Below are 18,814 nucleotides of genomic sequence, written 5' to 3' on the forward strand. Positions count from 1 at the left end.
CTACTTGCGACCCATCTCGAAATAATTGGGCAGCGGAATGAGCCTGGTGAAGATCGTCCCTTGGGCGAAGACACGCAGTTCCAACATCGATCCTGACGACCTTTCTGCGCTCTGGTCGAACAGGAAATTGCCGAGCGAATAGACCTCCGCGACATCGCCGCCGGCAAGCGGGACGATGGCCTCGCTCGACACATGCGGATGGCCGCCGACGATCGCCGAGACGCCGCGCAACCGCATCTCATCGGCAAGCATCTGTTCGCGCGGCGACGGTTCGGTCTTGTATTCGCGGCCCCAATGGACGAAGGCGACCACCGGCCGCTGCCCATTCTCATGCAGCAGCCGGTCGAGCAGAGCAGGGGTCAACAGGTCGGTGTTCTTTGAGCCGTTGGTGTCGATGTCGGTTAGGCCGACGAGATCGAGATCGGCAAGCGCCAGCGTCTCGCCCTGGCCGAAATGCGGGATGCCTGCCTCGTTCAGGGCGCGCAACGTCTCGGCATAGCCTGACGCGCCGAGATCATAGGCGTGATTGTTGGCAAGGCCGACGCCGGCGACGTGCAGCCGCTTCAGCATGCTGGCAGCGAGGTCTTCCGGCATGGCCAGCGTCATATCGTCGATCGCTTCCGGCACATTGGGCAGGATGACGCCTTCGAGATTGATGATTAGCGGCCGCGATCCGGTCAGCGCTAGAATGCTGTCGACGATCTTGTCGGCAACGCCGTCGCGGACCAGGATTTTCTTCATGGCACGGCCGAAATTCACGTCACCAGCGAGATAGTAGATCCTGTCCTTGGGCCGTGTCGGGTTGTTGAAGCCGGGACCGAAGGCACCGAACAGCGCCACGACATAGCTGGTGGTCCGCTCGACATAGTCGGACGTGTGTTCCTGCGAGTTCTCGTTGGCGACGACCAGCGGCTGGGCGCCGAACAGTTCGCGCTGCAGCCTCGTCTGGATGTAGAGCGCGCCGACGGAATCGGCATGATCCGGCTGGCGCAAGCCCGCTATGCCGTCTAGCGATCCGGCGGCCAGCATATTCAGCGTCTGCTGATCGAAAAGCCGGGAGTCGTGCTGCGGCAGATAGTGCGAAAAGTCGGTGGATTCGACGATCAGCGTGTCCTGGTCGACGATCGGTTTGAGCGCCTCGGCCAGCCTGTCCCAGTCGCCGCGCTTCGCCTTGACCGACATCGCCACCGGCACGATTTTCGCCTCGGGGAAATAGTGGTGGAGGAAAGGCAGCATGGCACGCACGCCGTGCTCCTTGTCGAACAGGCAGGATTCTTCGACCATGTCTCCATGTGCCTCCAGAAGGCGCACGGCATCGGTGTCGGCTGTAACCGGGCCAAGTACTGTGTCGAAGCCGCGCGCCGCGGTGGCGTAGAGCTTGTGCGTCTTGTGGAAATGGTCCGGCGACAGGATGACGATGCGCTTATAGCGGAAGCCGGATGCCGCGCGGAAGCCGAGTGCCACGAGGTCGGCGGCCAGCAGATGATGCGGCACGGTGATGCCGGTCAGCCGCTGGTTGGAAGGCTGGATAGTGGCGACGCTGGCGATGGCATTCTTGAACAGCGTCGCGTCGTCATAGAAGGGCGGGAAGTTTTCGCTGCCGGGCGGGCAGACGATCGGGGCGGCCTGTACCGCGCCGCTGACAATCAGAGAACAGACGACAATAGTCAGCAGACGAGCGATCACGGCTCAGCCAACACAATGTTCTCCACGCCGCCGACATAGTAGAACGGCTTCTGCTTCGACGACGTCAGCCGAACCACTTCACGCGAAATGAAATCGGCGAGCCCGAACAGCGTGACGCCGCCATCCGAGGTTCTTGCCTTTCCACGCAAACCTTCGAGGATCGAATAGGTGAAGACGCCGTGGCCGAGTTCGGGCAGCTCGGCGGCGGTGTTGTTGGCGGCGGTGGCGGAGAACACGACGATGCGTGCGTCCTGCGCGTCCTTTTCCAGGCGCGGATTGAAGGCGTTGGCGGCATGGCAGGTGTCGAGCAGCATGAAGCGCATGCCCTTGGCCCGCTCGACCGATTTCTGGATATCACCCCAGTCGACAAGCGAAGAGCGCTTCCAGCGGTCGGCATCCTGTTTGCGACCATCGGTCGGGATGAAATAGTAATCCTCATCGATGTTGATGCCGTGGCCGGCGACGAAGATGATGGTGGTGTCGTGCTCGCCGGGTTTGTCGAGGAAATCGGCGAGCTGGTCGTCGATCGTGTGCGAGTCCGGCTCCATGATGTTGTCGGCGCTAGCGACTGTGTAAGTCTGCTGCGCCTTGTCAGGGCTCTCGTCGAGAGCCTCGCGGTTGACCAGAACCAGCGTCTCCATCGATGAGAACAGCGGCGCCGATTTCTGTGCAACCACTTTGAGGAATTCGGTGGCATCGTCGACGGGGTAGCGCAGGTCGCAGGCGTGGCCGGAGCAGGCGTCGGTCAGGAACGGATATTTGTCGACGCCGATGACCGCGACATAGAGCTTGCCCTTGGCCTCGGCCTTGTCGACCTTCCTGGCCAGCGCCGTCACGCTGCGCTCGGTCAGGTAGCCAAATTCATTGGTGCCGGTGATACGGATGGTGTTTTCGCCATTCTCGACCGGGATCTCGACGATTGTCTTGTTGCCGTCCGCCGAACGCGTGGCAATGTCGCCGACATTGCGGCTGTTCGACAGGATCGAGAAGCCGGCGACATCGGCGCCGGCCTCCTTGGCGCCTGTGATCTCGACGGCGACATAGCCATCGCGTACCTTGCTCTGGTCGTCGGCCAGCCGAATGCCGAATTCCGGCGGCTTGCGCTGCAACAGCTTCTGCAACTCGTTGTCGACGCCCGGCCGCATCTCCTTGACCGCCTGTTTGGCACTGCGCAGGATTATGGCGCGGCGAACCATTTCCGGGCTCCAGAGATATTTCTTCAACTGGCCGGCGCGGATGAAGCGGCCTTCATGGTCGCGGCCTTGGTTGACCTGCCAGCCGATCAGTTTGTCGCCCTCGTCGGAGGAATAGTAGTAGCCCTGCGGCATCCAGGCGATCCATTGCGAGCCGGCAAAGAACATCGACACGATCAGCTCGTGCGTCTTCAGGTTCCACAGCCTCAACGTCTGGTCGGCGCTGCCGGTGACCAGAAGACCGGCTTTCTGCGAGGCGACCATGGCGTTGATTTCGCCGGTATGGCCGGTGAATTCGCCGGAAACCCTGGCGGTCGCGGCCTTGTATTCCAGCAACGTGCCGTCATTGCCGCCGGTGATCAGGCCAAGCCCGTTATCGATAAGCGTGAAGGCGGAATGGACAAAGCCGTTGGTGGCGTCGTTCTCGATCGAGCGTACCACCTTGCCGCCATTGGCGATCTCCAGCACCGCGTTTTCCAGTGCGTCCCTGCCGCCTTGAGTGGCGTGCAGCGACCACTCACCGTCGGTCAGCGCGGCGCGGGCAAACGAGCCCGGCTCCGTCAACGGCTGCGGATCCTCGAAGAACCGCTCGGTGGTGGGCAGCTCCAGCCTCTTGTCCAGCGCTCCCATCTGTTCCGGGCAAGCGACGCGCTCGGGACAGGGGTTGGCATTGCTCCAGGCGATGATACCGTTCGCCGCGTCGATGCCGATGGCAGTCACCGGCTCCCCCACTCCTTGCAGCAAGGCCTTGCGTTCCCCCGTCGCCGGGTCCCAGACCTGGACGGCGTTGCGCGTGCCGCCGGCGGTCGCCACCAGCGAGCCGTCGGCATTGGCGGCGCTGGCATAGACCGTGCCGTCATGGCCGGCATAGTCGAGCAGTTTCTCGCCGCTGTCGGTGTTCCAGACGATGGAGCGGTGCTTGTCGGCGCAGCGATAGCCGCAGGAGGCGATCAGCCGCGATCCCTTGGCGAAGGTCAGCGAGCCGATAAGGAAATCCTGCCTCGGCATGGTGCGCACCAGCGTGCCGTCGGCCGCGCGCCAGAGCTGGACCTGGCCGTCCTTGCTGCCGGTGGCGAACAGGCTGCCATCTTGCGAGGTGGCCAGCGCCATGACGCTGATGTCCCGCAATGGCTTGGCTTCATCAGGCAAGGCGATCTCCTCGCCCTTAGCGACGTCCCAGAGCCGGATGCCGTTGTCGGTCGTGGTCGCCGCCAGCCGGGTTCCCGCAGCGGCGAAGGCCAGCTTGTCGATGTGCCAGGAATCGGCGTCGAGTTTCTTGTCCAGCGTCCAGCCTGACGTGGCCTTGTCGTCCGGTTTCCACAAATAGACGACGCCGTCGGCACCGCCGGCGGCAAGCGTCTTGCCATCGGGAGAAAAGGCGAGGTCATAGGTCGCGTAGTCGGCGGCCTTGAGCACAGCCGTGATCTTGCCGCTGGCGAAATCGAACAGCCTGATGTCGCCATAGGGCGGCTTGTCGCCGAGGCTGGCGCCGAAATAGCCGCCGGCTGCGATCGTCTTGCCATCCGGCGAGACCGCGACCGCGAAGATCTTGCCGTCGCTGCCATTGCCGAGATAGCCGCGTATGGTGCGCAGCGTCACGCCGCTCTGCCAGTCCCAGACGCGGATGGTCTTGTCGTCGGATGCCGAGACGATATCCTCGCCATCGGGTGTGAAGGCGAGGTCGGCAATCCTCGCGGTGTGGCCCCCGGTGTCGAGGTCGAGATGGAAATCCGGGGCGTCCTCGGCGCGAGCGAACGAGGCCGTGACCAAAGCTGCGGCCATGGCGAGCCAGCGGCAGGCGCGCATGAGGCGAACGGGGATCCCGGCCTTTCCCATCACTATTTGGCTTCAGCCGCCGGTGGCCCGCTGCGTACATAGGCTTCGATCGCCGAGGCAAAAGTCGGCGAACCGGCCTTGCGCTGCTTGTCGACATAGCCGGCAAAATAACTCCAGAACGAGACGGCATAGTCGCGGAAATAGGCGTCGGTCACCTTGCGCGAACACAGGTCGCCGTCGATGCAGAAGGACAGGCGGTTGAGGAAATAGACGATGCGGTCGAAATTCTCGTTGAACTCGGCGAGCGGCATGTCGCCGCCAGCGGCGGTCATTGCCTCGATGCCGATACGCTGCCGGAAAACCTGCTCCTCGGTCGGCGAAGGATTGGCGCTAAGCAGATTGTCGTATTTGGCATTGAGGGCCGCGAGCCGATCTTTCAACGCCCGCTGCGCCTGTTGGTAGTCCTTGGTCTCCCAGAGTTCGACCAGTGACATGGTCTGCTCGACACGCTTCTGCTCCTGGTTGGCGAGGAACTGGTAGACCGAGAATGCCAGGGTGAAGATGATGGCGAAACGCACAGCCATGCCCGACCAGGCATAGATGAGCATGCGCCAGTCACGGTCGGTGAAGGGATTGCTCTCCTTCTTGATCTCATGGCTGCTTGGCCAGGGGAAACCTTCGGTGGTTTCCGGCAGCGTCTGCTTTGCCGCCGGCGCCTTGGCGGGTGCGTCAGCAGCGATTTGCCTGGTGGTGCCGGCAGGCTTCTTCATTTGCAGCTGTCCAGTTGGATGGTGGCGGAGGGGTCAAGCACGACGCCGGGCGCCTCCAACTGCTTCTTCAGGCACTGCAGTTGCAGGCGCGAAACCATGAACTGCATGTCCGGTTCCGCAGGCGCCTTTGTCGGTGACGGCAATGCCTCGACGATGCCGCGCGAGGCACAGCTTGAGAGATCGACCACGACAGCGTTGCCGTTGCTTTTGGCGATCTGGTCGTACTGGTCGAGAAAACAGGTCGCCAGTTCCGAGTTGGTGACGATCTGCTTGACGCACAGGCCGCAAGCGTCCTCTGCCGAAGCGTTGGCGATCAGCAACAGGCTGCCGGCAAGGCCGGCCACCGCTCCACGCCAGGGAAACACAAAATTCTTCACGATCGATCCTATCTTGCTTTTGTCAGGCCATCATGCGCCATGGCCGCGGCCGGGAATGTTCTCATATCGCGCCAATCGCGCAAGAGCCGACGATACCGGGCCGTTAGGGCCGCGCGCCGGAGCTCAGGCGCGTGGCACCGTCTCCATCGGGAAGATCATCACCGCGCCCTTCGGGCCGCTCTTGTCGGCAAGCCGCATCACCGAGCGGGTCGGCGGCGCCGCGCCGATATCGGCGAGCATGTCGGAGAAGCTGGGGGGGCCGAGGCCACGCGTCATCGAGGCGACGCCATCCTGCGCCAGGAAACTCAAATCCTCCTTCTCGCTCTCCGGCGGCGCCTCGGTCAGCACCGCGATCATCCGCTCCATGCCGAAGCTGGTGTCTGTGAAGGCGAGCAGCCCTTCCTCCAACGTTGCCTGCGGGGCGAGGCGCTCGGCAACGATGTGGGTGATCGAATAGTCGCTGCCGACATAGAGCACGTTGATATCGACCAACTGGTCCGAGCTGTTCTTGGCCAGCACATGCACCTCGTCGCCCGGTGAGACGCGCGGCACCACCGAAGCCTGCAAGGGTTCAAGCCCATCCTTGTCGCGGCGCTTGACCTGGAACTGGACGTCGACATCCTCGGGCTTGTAGTCGGAGGCCGCCGCCAGCCGCGACAGGCCGGTGGCCCGGAAGATGGTGCGCAAATTCCTGGTGGTGGCGTCGACCAGCTTCTGGCGATCGTCCGGGTGGATGATGACCAGCGGCGGCTTGCTGCCGTCCTTCAAGGTCACGTCGCCCGATGACGGCAGGAACCACAGCGCCGGCTTGTCGGATGCGTCCTTGGCGGCGCCTTCGATGGCATTCTCGCGCATCACCGCGAAGCGCAGCTCGGCGCTCTTGCCCGGGTCGACCAGCTCGATGTTGAAGCCGGTTTCCTTCGCGGTGGCCAGTTCGTCGAGGACTGAATTGACCAGCGCGGTTTCCTTCTCCAGTCCCTTGGTCGCGGCCGGGCGTGCGACTGCGAGCTTGTAGTCGACGGCGATCTCCGCCACCCGCGCATAGGCGTTGGCGGGAAAGTCGGTGAGCTTGAGTGCCGGCTTCTTCTCGAATTCGACCGGCTTGACATGGCTTTCCAGGTTTTTTGCCGATTCCACCTCGAGATAGCCGACTGCGTCGGACAGCGACGACAGCGCCGACGGCAGGATGGCGAGCTTGCTGCCCGGAGTGAGGCGATGTAGCAGGCCGGCGCCGATCGTCGCCTCGCCGTCCTTGACGACGATGGGCCACTGCATGACCGCGTCGGTCTTGTCGGTGCCGAAGACGCGCGCGTCGAGTTCGCCCTCGAATAGCGGCGTCGGCCGGGTACGGCTGTCGGCCGAATATTGCTGCAGCACGGCCTGGCCAAGCTGGCGATAGGTGACGTTTGGATTCTCCGCCAGTTTCGACAGGATGGTGAAGGTGAACAGGCCGAAGCGCGGCGCATCCGTCGTGCCCTTGGGCAGTGGCATTTCCGGCGTCGTCTCCACCGTCTGCGCGGCATAAAAGGCGACCAGCTTGCCCTTGGTGATCGCCTCGCCGCCGGTAGGCGTCAGGTTGAAGGCGGGCTTGCGCGCGCCATTCTCGTCGAGGCCGCGCGAGGCGCTTGCGACGGTGTCCTCATAGGTCTTGATGGCCGCCGCTCTTGCCGCCTCGTCGCCGCCGACCAGGTCGGCGAATTCAACCTTGCGCTCCAGCTCGTCATCGACCTCGACGGCGCGTGTCGCGGTGCCGGAATGGCAGCAGTCGAAGACAGCCCAAACGAAGGCGCCCTTGTTGCGGATGGCGTCGAGCGCGTCGCCGATTTCGTTGTCGACCAGCGCGTTCGGCACGCCGGCATCGCGGTTGATCCACTTTTCGATGTCGACAGGCAGGAAGATCTCGTCGAGCCCGTCGGTCTCGTCGCCCTTGACCCTCTCCGGCTGCTGGGCGCCGTGGCCGGACAGATGCAGGTAGACGAAATCGTCGCGCTGAACCTTGGCAGCGAGGTCAGCCAAGGCGGCCTTGATCGCAGCATGGGTCGGCAAGCCATTGGCGCCAGGCACGTCCTTGGCGAGCAGCGTGACGTTTTCGGGTGCGAACCTAACCGGGGCCGGCACGTTCTTCAGCAGATACTCGTGCACCAGGCCGGCATCGTTCTTCGGCCCGATCAGCCAATTCCTCTGCGGCAAGGCAGGATATTCAGTGCAGGCGACCAGCAGCGCATGGTAGGTGCGCGATGCGGCCCGGGCTCGAAACGAGACCGTACCGGCGGCCATCAGCGCCGAAGTGCCGACAAGAAGCGTCCGGCGTGTCAATTTGATCATGATTGCTTCCCCAAGCCCGATCGAATTTCCCAAGCGAAACCATCCTCGTCGAGGATTTTGTCAGTATTTTGAATGTCGCTGCGCCATCAAGCTTGCCGTCACCAAATGTGCCGGCACGTCATCGATTGGTCCGGGACAACAGAACAGTAGCAAAGACGACGGTTCGTCGCTATCTCAATGGGATCAGGCGGTTTGCCCGGGCAAACAGCCTGAAGATGGCGTTGGACAAAGTTGGAACCGGACCATGGCGGCTAGGGATGTGCTGACGAAAAACCAATTGTGCGTGCTCGAGAAGCTCGAGACCGCCAGCGGACCGCTCAGCGCCTACACCTTGCTCGACCAGTTGCGCGAGCGCGGTTTTCGCGCGCCGCTGCAGGTCTATCGAGCCCTCGACACGCTGGTCAAATCTGGCTTCGTGCACCGGCTGGAAAGCATCAACTCCTTCGTCGCCTGCGCCGAACCGCACGACCACAGCCATTCGATGACCGCTTTCGCCATCTGCGACACATGCGGGCAGGTGACCGAGATGTCGGATCACGATGTGGGCCACCAGCTCGACGAATGGGTGCGCTCGACGGGATTTGCCGCCAAGAAGGCAGTGATCGAGTTTCGGGGTGTGTGTGCGAAGTGCCGGGCGCAAGCGGCTTAAGCTACGTCTCGAACTCGTTCAAGAATGTCTCATAGACCACATATCGCGTGGCTCGGGGCGTGAGGTACTCCACAAGCAGGGGTCTAACTTCGTCCTGCCACGACAGCTTGCCCAACCCAGCTCCGATTTTCGGCAAGGCAACGGATTCTATCAAGTTCCTGTCAGCCCACTTGGCAAGCCCACGAATCGCCTTGCGCAGATAGGGTAGTGTGGCGTGATACATATCGGGCTGGGTCGCCAGATAGACAAAGCCGGGCTGATCGCCATCCGGTTTCAAGGCCCAGAGTTGCCCCCCTGTAAATTTACCTGCCCGCGCGTGTTTCTTGAAAGCGGCTTGTACATTAGGCCACTTTTTCGAAATCTTCAGTGCGAGGCCGGTGCCAAGCCCCTCCTGATTGCCCTCGGCGACGCCCTGAGCGATGTAATTTTCTTTTGCTGCCAGCAAATCCCCCGCGACAAAGACAATCATAGGATTTTCAGTGCGCCTCGTCCCAGTTGTGGGCCGCACGGGCATCGACATGCAGCGGCACCGACATCGATACCGCCGGCATCGCCGCGTTTTCCATGACATGGCGCACGACCGGGATTGTCGCCTCGACCTCCGCCTCGACCGTTTCGAAGATCAGTTCGTCATGCACCTGCAAGAGCATGCGGGCCGATAGCTTTGCCTTGTCCAGCGCCTCCTCCATGCGCACCATGGCGCGGCGGATGATGTCGGCGGCGGTGCCTTGCAGGCGGGCATTGATCGAGGCGCGCTCGTTGAACGCGCGCAGCGATGGGTTGGACGAGCGGATGTCGGGATAGTGGATGCGGCGGCCGAAGACGGTTTCGACAAAGCCGTGCTCGCGCGCATAGGCCTTGGTTTCCTCGATATAGTCGCGGATGCCGGGGAAACGCTCGAAATATTTCTTGATGTAGTTGCTGGCCTCCTCGCGCGGGATCGACAGCTGGTTGGCGAGGCCGAAGGCCGAGATACCGTAGATGATGCCGAAATTGATCGCCTTGGCGCGGCGGCGGATCTCCGACGGCATGCCTTGCACGGGCACGTTGAACATTTCCGATGCGGTGATGGCATGGATGTCGGCGCCGTCGGCGAAAGCCTGCCGCAATTGCGGGATCTCGGCGACATGGGCAAGCACGCGCAGCTCGATCTGGCTGTAGTCGGCCGAGACCAGCCGGTTGCCCTTATCGGCGATGAAGGCGGTCCTGATCTTGCGGCCTTCGGCGGTGCGCACCGGAATGTTCTGCAGGTTCGGGTCGGACGATGACAGACGGCCCGTCGTCGTCGCGGCCAGCGCGTAGGAGGTGTGGACGCGCCTGGTGTCGGGGTGGATGAAGCCGGGCAGCGCATCGGTGTAGGTCGATTTCAACTTGGTCAGCTGGCGCCAGTCGACGATCTTGCGCGGCAGTTCATGGCCTTCGGCGGCAAGGTCTTCCAGCAGCTGCGCCGAGGTCGACCATTGGCCGGTCTTGGTTTTCGAACCGCCGGGCAGACCCATGCGGCCGAAAAGGATATCGCCAAGCTGCTTGGGCGAGCCGATGTTGATGCGTTCGCCGATGAGTTGGTAGATTTCCTCTTCGAGCCGGGCGGCACCTTGCGCCAGTTCGCCCGACAGCCGCGACAGGATCTGCCGGTCGACGGAGATGCCGCGCTGCTCCATGCGCGCCAGCACCGGCACCAGCGGCCGCTCCAAGCGCTCATAAACGGAGACCAGACCCTTGGCGGCAAGCCGGGGTTTCAGCACCAACCAGAGCCGCAGCGTCACATCGGCGTCTTCCGCGGCATGAGCGGTCGCTCTGTCGATGTCGACCTGGTCGAAACCGACGGCGCTCTTGCCGGAGCCGGTCACGTCCTTGAGCACGAGCGGGGTATGGCCAAGCCATTTTTCGGCCAGCGCGTCCATGCCGTGGCCATGCGGGGTGCCGGCATCGAGCACGTAGGAGATCAGCATGGTGTCGTCGAACGGCGCGACATCGATGCCGTAACGGCTCATGATGACCAGATCGTATTTCAAATTCTGCGCAATCTTGAGGACCGATTTGTCCTCGAGGAGCGGTTTTAGCACCGCCAGTGCCTCGCGAAGCGGGATCTGGTTTTCGAGCGTGCCGCCGCCGAGCAGGTCGCCATTGCCGCTCTTGTGGGCGAAGGGAATGTAGCCGGCGCGGCCGGGCGCCGTGGCTATCGCCATGCCGATCAGTTCGGCCTGCATCGGATCGCCCGACGTCGCCCTGACGTCGAAAGCAGTGACACCAGCCTCCCGCGCCTCGGCGATCCACGCCTTCAGCGTCGCGATATCGCGAATGCATTGGTAGGCTGACGTGTCGATCTTGTCGGTTGCCGCACGCTCCAGCCGCAAGGCTGAGAGCAGGGAAGGGGTGTCACCTTGCTTCCCGGTGTCCACTGTAGTGGTTGCCGCTCCGTTGGCCTGGCTTGGCTCGGCACCGGTCCGAGCCGAAACTGGCGCTCCGGCGCCGACATCGGGGCCGTGCGCATTGTCGGCGCGTTCGACAGTCACGGCGACTGCCTGGACGTCGCCGGCCTCGGTGCTGGTCGCTTCCGCCACGCGGCGGGTCAGCGAGGTGAATTCCATGGTTTTCAGGAAGCCAATCAGCTTTGGCCCGTCCGGGGCATGCAGGACGAAATCGTCCAGTCCGTCGGTCACCGGCACGTCGTTCTTCAGCGTCACCAATTGGCGCGAGATCAGCGCCTTGTCGGTGTTGGCGATGATCGATTCGCGCCTCTTGTCCTGCTTGATCTCGCCGGCTCGGGCCAGCAGCCCGTCGAGGTCGCCAAACTGCTCCAGCAACTGCGCCGCCGTCTTCGGCCCGATGCCGGGCACGCCAGGCACATTGTCGACCGAATCGCCGGTCAGCGCCTGCAGATCGACCATCTTTTCCGGCGGCACGCCCCATTTCTCGATGACCTCGGGGATGCCGATCTGACGGTCCTTCATCGGGTCGTACATGCCGACCGTATCGCCGACCAGCTGCATCAAATCCTTGTCCGAAGAGATGATGGTGGTGTCGCCGCCGGCTTCGCGGGCCAGCCTGGCATAGGTGGCGATGAGGTCGTCGGCTTCATAACCTTCGATCTCGATGCAAGGCAGGTTGAACGCCCTGGTTGCCTGCCGGATCAGGCCGAATTGCGGGATCAGATCCTCGGGCGGCGCCGAACGGTTGGCCTTGTATTCGGGGTAGAGGTCGTTGCGGAAGGTTTTCGAGGAATAGTCGAAGATGACCGCGAAATGCGTCGGCACAATGCCTACATCGGTGTTGCGGGCATCCTGCATCAGCTTCCACAGCATGTTGCAGAAACCGGAAACGGCGCCGACCGGTAGGCCATCGGACTTACGCGTCAGCGGCGGCAGTGCGTGGTAGGCCCGGAAGATGTAGCCGGAACCGTCGACAAGAAAGAGATGATCGCCTTTTTTCATGCCGGCAGGGATAGCGCGGCGCGATGGCTTGGTCCATGCCAAAGGCACCGAGACCAACCGGTTCCGGCAACACCCTGACAGAACGAAGTCGACCCGGCTGATCACGCCCACGTTACAAAAGTGTAATTTTCGTGCCCTTGAAACGCCACGTTCAAAGACACAAATACAGGTCATCGGCAGTTTTCGCCGAGTCCGGAGCAAGGCCCGTCCCCCGCCTATCCCGGACAACTGCGGCAGCCTATCCCCCCTCTCCGGGCTGCCGCATCGTTTCGAGTACAGGACCGCCGTGGTTCCCCCTCCACCACGGCGGTCTTTTTTTGCCTATTGCTTTTTTGCATGTCGTTCTCCCAAAACCGGGGCCACTTTTGGGACGACATGCATTGGCGATAGCCGACTCGCGCGTTGGTCCAATGGTCCCGGGCTTTTCGTTTCGCCGCTCTGCCTTTACGGTTCCGGCACTGAATCGAAAGGCTCCAATAATGTCCGCAGTTTCCCCCGTCCTCGACCGTCTCGACAAGAATCTCGACCAGAGCCTGGAGCGGCTATTCGGCCTGCTCAGGATCAAGTCGATCTCCACCGATCCGGCCTATGCCGCCGACTGCCGCAAGGCTGCGGAATGGCTGGTGGCGGAACTCAAGCTGATCGGCTTCGATGCCAGCGTGCGCGACACGCCGGGCCACCCGATGGTGGTGGCGCATCATGAGGGGCCGGCCGGCGCGCCGCATGTGCTGTTCTACGGCCATTACGACGTGCAGCCGGTCGACCCGATCGAATTGTGGGAAAGCGATCCGTTCGCGCCTGCCATCAAGGAGGTCGGGCCCGACCACAAGGTGATATCAGGGCGCGGCTCGGCCGACGACAAGGGCCAGCTGATGACCTTTGTCGAGGCTTGCCGCGCCTGGAAACAGGTGCATGGCAATCTGCCATGCCGCGTCACCATCCTGTTCGAGGGCGAGGAGGAGTCCGGCTCGCCGTCGCTCAAGCCGTTCCTCGAGGCCAATGCCGAAGAGCTCAAGGCCGATTTCGCGCTGGTCTGCGACACCGGCATGTGGGACCGCGACACGCCCTCGATCTGCGTCGGGCTGCGTGGGCTGGTCGGCGAGGAGATCACCGTCAAGGCCGCCGACCGCGACCTGCATTCGGGTCTCTATGGCGGTGCCGCCGCCAACCCGATCCGCATCCTGGCCAAGGTGCTGGCCGACATCCACGACAAGGATGGCCACATCACAATCCCCGGCTTCTATGACGGCGTTGAGGAAACACCGTCGCAGGTGCTGAAATCCTGGGAGACGCTGGGAGAGACGGCCGAGACCTTCCTTGGGCCTGTCGGCCTGTCGATCCCATCGGGCGAAAAGGGCCGTTCGGTGCTGGAACTGACCTGGGCGCGGCCGACCGCCGAGTTCAACGGCATCATCGGCGGCTATACCGGCAAGGGCTTCAAGACGGTGATCGCGGCGGAGGCTTCGGCGAAAGTGTCCTTCCGCCTCGTGCACAAGCAGGACCCGGCCAAGATCCGCGACGCTTTCCAGAAATTTGTCGAGGAGCGCATTCCGGCCGACTGTTCTGTCGAGTTCCATCCGCATGGCGGCTCGCCGGCAATCCAGCTTTCCTACGACTCGCCGTTCCTGGCCAAGGCCAAGATCGCGCTGTCGGACGAATGGCCGAAGCCCGCGGTGACGACCGGCAGCGGCGGCTCGATCCCCGTGGTCGGTGATTTCCAGACCTATCTCGGCATGGAATCGCTTCTGGTCGGCTTCGGCCTCGACGACGACCGCATCCACTCGCCCAACGAGAAATACGAGCTCTCATCCTTCCACAAGGGCCAGCGCTCCTGGGCGCGCATTCTGGATGCTCTGACGCGCTAAAGGAGCGTGAGAATCAACTTTATGTTGATTTTTCACCGGATCGCGGCGAGGACGGGGAACGCCGCGACCGGAGAAGACAATGGCCGATATCCGTTTCCACAAGCATGATCTGCCCGACCACACACATTACAATGTCGATGCAGTGGCCATCGACACCGAGACGCTCGGTCTGAACCCGCATCGCGACCGGTTGTGCGTGGTGCAGATTTCGCCTGGCGACGGCAGCGCCGACGTCATCCAGATCGCGCCCGGCCAGAAGAAGGCGCCGAACCTCGTCAGTCTGCTGAGGAACCGCGCTGTAACCAAGCTGTTCCACTACGGGCGTTTCGACCTCGCCGTGCTCTACAATGCCTTTGGGGTGATGCCCGAACCGGTGTTCTGCACCAAGATCGCGTCGCGGCTGACCCGCACCTATACCGACCGGCACGGGCTGAAGGACATCTGCTTCGAACTTCTCGGCGTCGGCCTTTCCAAGGCGCAGCAATCGTCGGACTGGGCGGCCGAAACCCTGTCGCCCGAGCAGCTCGAATATGCGGCCTCCGATGTGCTCTATCTGCACCGGTTGCGCGATGTGCTGGCCGGACGACTGGCGCGCGATGGGCGCACAAAGGAAGCCGACGCCTGCTTCCGCTTCTTGCCGACACGGGCCAAGCTTGACCTGATGGGCTGGGACGAAGAGGATATTTTTGCGCACAGCTGATGGCCTGAGAGCGATCCTGGCCGGTGGCCAACTGGAACCAAGATGCCAGCCGCCGCGTTTTGTCGGCGCAGTTTCAACGGGTCAATGGGGGATAAGATGGCCGACCGAAAGCCGATATCGACAGCGCCGACCGACGGCTCCAAGGTCTCCGTCATGTGGAAGGACAGCGACGGCGTCGTCAACGAATCCATCGCGCAACATCGCGACGGCGGGTGGTGGGTCTATACCGACAGCAACACCCAGAAAAAGGTCGAGCCGACCAGCTGGCGGCCAGCCGCGAGCGACGATGACGACCAGTGAGCGCGCCGCTGGCGAGCAAGGCTGCTTTCGCATAGCCTGAAGCCGTTGATATCGGGGCCGATTCGGAGCCTTCCGCTCCGTACTCGCCCTCTTGCTCGGAGGAAAATCGCCATGGGCGTCGAAAGCCTGCTCGTTTTCATCATTATCGGTGCCGTCGCCGGCTGGCTTGCCGGTCTCATCGTTTCCGGCTTCGGCTTCGGCCTGATCGGCAACATCATTGTCGGCATTATCGGTGCCTTCATCGCCGGCTGGCTTTTTCCAAGGCTCGGCTTCGCCATCGGCGGCGGCATTCTCGCTGCCATCATCAACGCCACGATCGGCGCCATCATCCTTTTGGTGCTGGTGAAAGTCTTGAAGCGAGCGTGAGGCTCGATATCAGAAAGAGCGCGCCATGAAGCAGAACACACTCTACCTCCTCGTTGGCGCGCTCGTCGTTGTGGTCATCGCGCTAGGCGCCTATGCCTACCGCGAGCAGACCAAGCCGAAAGGCGTCGAGCTCAAGATCGACGACAAGGGTATTTCGATCCAGCAGAACTGAGGTATTATCGACTGCCTGGTTTTCTGTATTTCGCGACGGCGAGCGAGCCGAAGCCAGTCCAAGGATCGCTCACGGAGTTCCAAATTGGTAGGTGAATTGGAATTGTGGGCCGCGAAAGGGCGAGGAGCTCTCAAGAAAAAAGGCAAGTTCTTCGCTCTTCGGCCAACCTATCGAGGGGGGGCGACAGGCTTGGAATTGGAGAACAGAAAAGCTCTCGTCCAGCCGCCGCGATTGATTTTAGGCCCAACCATTTTGGGAACATAAGGCTTTCCCGATTTTCCAGAGACACCTCGTCTCCGTCCGCAAAAGAAGTCTTATAAGAGGCCGCCGCGGGATCTTGAGGATTTCGAGAGTTATTGGTTGGTGTCTGAGCGACTTAAGACTGCCTTGGAAGAAACCGACAAAGAGGCGGTCGTCTTTGCTGAATGCGAAGTCTATCACATAAGCGGAAAACCAATTGAGCCAAAGCACTATCTCTGTGATGTCACCCGAGAGATTGATGCAGTTGATGAGGCGTCTTCAACTCTGAAGATTGAATATCATCAAGGAGTCAAGATTTATGATCTCAGCGGACGTTCGATTTTAAACCTGAAGCTAGAATCTGTTGGCTCTGCGCACATTTTTCGACTTAAGAACACAGCCCTTGTGGTTTGCGACGCATCAGTTCGAGATACTTGTATTGCGGCGGGTATAAAAGATCCGGAACTTTTCACAGATATTTCAGCTTACTAACGGGTATTCTGTCCCAGTTTGAGGGAAGAGCACGATCCCATCCTTGGGGACGGATTCAGAAATTCTTAAGGAATTTCAAAAGGGTGCATAAACCCTGCTTTAACGCGCCCTTAAACCGCCGCATCTACCCTCCAATCCGAGCGCCTAGGCACCGGGATATCAAGCACAACGCATGGCGAACCGCAGAGACAGTCGCATCGAACCCAGCTTCGAGGGATCGCCACAGGCGCGATCCCAGCCGGGTCTTTCGGTGAGCGAGGAGGATCGCGTCGTGCCCAGCAACCGCAAAGCCTCCGCCAAACGCAAATTGTCGAAGGCCAAATCGTCGCGCGGCGGGCGTGGCAGAAGCCGGCGCGGCCTATTCGGCGTGCTTGCCCGGCTGTTCTACTGGTGCTTCGTGCTCGCCATCTGGGGCGGCATCGCGGTGGCGGGCGTCGTCGTCTATTACGGCGCCAAGATGCCGGCGGCGACAACCTGGTCGATCCCCGACCGTGCCCCCAACATCAAGATCGTTTCGGTCGATGGCCAGTTGCTCGCCAACAGGGGCATGAGCGGCGGCGAGGCCGTCGGCCTGCACGAAATGTCGCCCTATATTCCGGAAGCCGTCATCGCCATCGAGGACCGCCGGTTCTATTCGCATTTCGGTGTCGATCCGATCGGCCTGTCGCGCGCCATGGTGACCAACCTTATCGGCGGGCATTTTTCGCAGGGCGGCTCGACGCTGACGCAGCAATTGGCGAAAAACCTGTTCCTGAAGCCCGACCGCACGCTGGAGCGCAAGGTGCAGGAGGTGCTGCTGGCGTTGTGGCTGGAGCACAAGCACACCAAGGACCAGATCCTCGAAATGTACCTCAACCGGGTCTATTTCGGCTCCGGCGCCTATGGTGTCGAGGCAGCGTCGCGGCGCTATTTCGGCAAGAGCGCGCGCGACGTCACGCTGTCGGAAGCAGCCCTGCTTGCCGGTCTGTTGAAGGCGCCATCGAAATTGTCGCCGGCACGCGATCCCAAGGCTGCCGAGGAGCGCTCGCAACTCGTGCTCGCGGCCATGCGCGATGAGGGCAAGATCAGCGACAAAGAGCTGAAGACGGCACTCAGCGCACCGGCGACGCGTTCGCCGTCCTACTGGACGGGCTCGGAAAACTATGTCGCCGACACCATCATGGAAGAACTGCCCGACCTGATCGGCGATGTGCGCGGCGACATCGTCGTCGACTCGACCGTCGACCTGAACCTGCAGAAGCTCGCCGAACAGTCGATCCGCCGGCTGATCGATGAGAGCGGCAAGAAGCTCAACGTCACCCAGGGCGCGCTGGTGTCGATCGACGATTCCGGCGCGGTGCGCGCCATGGTCGGCGGCTACGACTATTCGACCAGCCAGTTCGACCGCGCCTCTGAAGCGCGCCGCCAGCCGGGCTCGGCCTTCAAGCCGTTCGTCTATATGGCGGCACTCGAAGCCGGCCGTACGCCCGACAGCACGCGCAACGATGCGCCGATCAAGATCGGCAACTGGACACCCGACAATTACGGCGGAAAGTACTTTGGCAAGGTCACCCTGGCGACAGCGCTGGCCAAATCGCTGAACTCGGTCGCCGCACAATTGACCATGGAGGTCGGGCCGAACGCGGTGGTCGAGGCCGCGCACCGCATGGGCATCCAGTCCGATCTGCAGGCCAACACCTCGATCGCGCTCGGCACTTCGGAAGTCACGCCGCTGGAACTGACCTCGGCCTATGTGCCGTTCGCCAATGGCGGCTACAAGCCGGACATCCATTTCATCCGCCGCATTACCACCGCCGATGGCAAGGTTCTCTATGACAACGGCGGCGGCAATGCGCCCCGCGTGGTCAAACCCGAGATCGTCGGCATGATGAACTCGATGATGATGGGCACGGTAGAATTCGGCTCGGCAAAGAAGGCGGCTTTTGCCTGGCCGTCGGCCGGCAAGACCGGCACCAGCCAGAATTCGCGCGATGCGTGGTTCGTCGGCTACACCGCCAATCTCACCACCGGCGTGTGGTTCGGCAATGATGACGGCACTGCGATGAAGAAGGTCACCGGCGGCGCGCTGCCGGCGCAGGCCTGGCACGAATTCATGGTCGCGGCACATGAGGGTGTGCCGGTGCGGCCGCTGCCCGGCACCTGGAAATCGACGCCGGCCGATACGATCGTGCCCGACGACATACCTTCAGTCGACAACAACCAGCCGGCGCCGGTTCCGTCAGCGTCGGTTGGCCAGCAGGCGCCAGCAGCGCCGCGAGCCGCTCCCGTTGCTCAGGCGCCAGCGCCGGCGCGCGTGGCGCGGCCTGCTCAGACCGTCGATGCCGATGGCTTCAACATGCCTGCGGATGACGGCACAACGGCTTCAGTCGGGCACCCGGTGCCGCCGGGCAGTGTCGGCGGTCCACTGAAGAAGAAGCGGACCTCGATCCTGGATATTCTGGGCGGCGGCTGATGCTGTCACCCGAGCGG

14 protein-coding genes and 1 pseudogene are annotated in these 18,814 nt (G+C 62.3%); 8 read left to right on the forward strand and 7 right to left on the reverse strand.

Annotated elements, in window-relative coordinates:
- The 5 genes from amrB to HGP13_RS08825 all read right to left on the reverse strand — a co-directional run bounded on the left by amrB (nucleotide 1) and on the right by HGP13_RS08825 (nucleotide 8,127).
- Nucleotides 1-1,686 (reverse strand): AmmeMemoRadiSam system protein B, encoded by a 1,686-nt coding sequence (amrB, locus tag HGP13_RS08805; RefSeq protein WP_172224035.1) that lies wholly within the window; start codon nucleotides 1,684-1,686, stop codon nucleotides 1-3.
- The gene (locus tag HGP13_RS08810; protein ID WP_246707312.1) at nucleotides 1,683-4,715 is read right to left on the reverse strand and encodes a caspase family protein; all 3,033 of its coding nucleotides are present in this window, start codon (nucleotides 4,713-4,715) and stop codon (nucleotides 1,683-1,685) included. The genes amrB and HGP13_RS08810 overlap by 4 nt, the downstream gene beginning before the upstream one ends.
- A gap of 2 nt (nucleotides 4,716-4,717) precedes the next feature.
- A complete protein-coding gene (locus HGP13_RS08815; protein ID WP_172224038.1) occupies nucleotides 4,718-5,425 on the reverse strand; it encodes a hypothetical protein in 708 nt (235 codons plus the stop codon).
- Entirely contained in the window at nucleotides 5,422-5,802 is a 381-nt protein-coding gene (locus tag HGP13_RS08820; protein WP_172224041.1) for a hypothetical protein, read from the reverse strand. The genes HGP13_RS08815 and HGP13_RS08820 overlap by 4 nt, the downstream gene beginning before the upstream one ends.
- A gap of 123 nt (nucleotides 5,803-5,925) precedes the next feature.
- Entirely contained in the window at nucleotides 5,926-8,127 is a 2,202-nt protein-coding gene (locus HGP13_RS08825) for a caspase family protein (RefSeq protein WP_172224043.1), read from the reverse strand.
- A gap of 244 nt (nucleotides 8,128-8,371) precedes the next feature.
- Between HGP13_RS08825 and HGP13_RS08830 the strand changes: the two genes are divergently transcribed.
- Nucleotides 8,372-8,776 (forward strand): Fur family transcriptional regulator, encoded by a 405-nt coding sequence (locus HGP13_RS08830; protein WP_172224046.1) that lies wholly within the window; start codon nucleotides 8,372-8,374, stop codon nucleotides 8,774-8,776.
- Nucleotide 8,777: 1 nt separating this feature from the next.
- Here HGP13_RS08830 and HGP13_RS08835 read toward each other — a convergent pair whose 3' ends face one another.
- Entirely contained in the window at nucleotides 8,778-9,245 is a 468-nt protein-coding gene (locus HGP13_RS08835; protein WP_172224050.1) for a macro domain-containing protein, read from the reverse strand.
- Between the two features lie 7 nt (nucleotides 9,246-9,252).
- Nucleotides 9,253-12,210: a DNA polymerase I gene (gene polA / locus HGP13_RS08840; protein ID WP_172224052.1), complete on the reverse strand. Its 2,958-nt coding sequence runs from the start codon at nucleotides 12,208-12,210 to the stop codon at nucleotides 9,253-9,255.
- 479 nt (nucleotides 12,211-12,689) lie between these two features.
- Between polA and HGP13_RS08845 the strand changes: the two genes are divergently transcribed.
- The 7 genes and pseudogenes from HGP13_RS08845 to HGP13_RS08880 all read left to right on the forward strand — a co-directional run bounded on the left by HGP13_RS08845 (nucleotide 12,690) and on the right by HGP13_RS08880 (nucleotide 18,797).
- Complete coding sequence (locus HGP13_RS08845; RefSeq protein ID WP_172224055.1) at nucleotides 12,690-14,075, forward strand: M20/M25/M40 family metallo-hydrolase; 1,386 nt, start codon at nucleotides 12,690-12,692, stop codon at nucleotides 14,073-14,075.
- A gap of 79 nt (nucleotides 14,076-14,154) precedes the next feature.
- Nucleotides 14,155-14,775: a ribonuclease D gene (locus HGP13_RS08850; protein WP_172224058.1), complete on the forward strand. Its 621-nt coding sequence runs from the start codon at nucleotides 14,155-14,157 to the stop codon at nucleotides 14,773-14,775.
- A 96-nt stretch (nucleotides 14,776-14,871) separates the two neighbouring features.
- A complete protein-coding gene (locus HGP13_RS08855) occupies nucleotides 14,872-15,075 on the forward strand; it encodes a hypothetical protein (protein WP_172224060.1) in 204 nt (67 codons plus the stop codon).
- Nucleotides 15,076-15,186: 111 nt separating this feature from the next.
- Nucleotides 15,187-15,441 carry a GlsB/YeaQ/YmgE family stress response membrane protein gene (locus HGP13_RS08860; protein WP_172224063.1) on the forward strand — a complete coding sequence of 85 codons (255 nt, stop codon included), beginning with the start codon at nucleotides 15,187-15,189 and terminating at the stop codon, nucleotides 15,439-15,441.
- Between the two features lie 25 nt (nucleotides 15,442-15,466).
- A complete protein-coding gene (locus HGP13_RS08865) occupies nucleotides 15,467-15,613 on the forward strand; it encodes a hypothetical protein (RefSeq protein WP_172224065.1) in 147 nt (48 codons plus the stop codon).
- A 276-nt stretch (nucleotides 15,614-15,889) separates the two neighbouring features.
- Nucleotides 15,890-16,345 (forward strand): annotated as a pseudogene (locus HGP13_RS08875) (DUF1629 domain-containing protein); the annotation flags it as partial.
- A gap of 172 nt (nucleotides 16,346-16,517) precedes the next feature.
- Nucleotides 16,518-18,797, forward strand: a complete 2,280-nt coding sequence (locus HGP13_RS08880; RefSeq protein ID WP_172224070.1) for a transglycosylase domain-containing protein — start codon at nucleotides 16,518-16,520, stop codon at nucleotides 18,795-18,797.
- The last annotated feature ends 17 nt before the right edge of the window (nucleotides 18,798-18,814 follow it).

The sequence above is a fragment of the Mesorhizobium sp. NZP2077 genome (assembly GCF_013170805.1).
GTDB lineage: Bacteria > Pseudomonadota > Alphaproteobacteria > Rhizobiales > Rhizobiaceae > Mesorhizobium.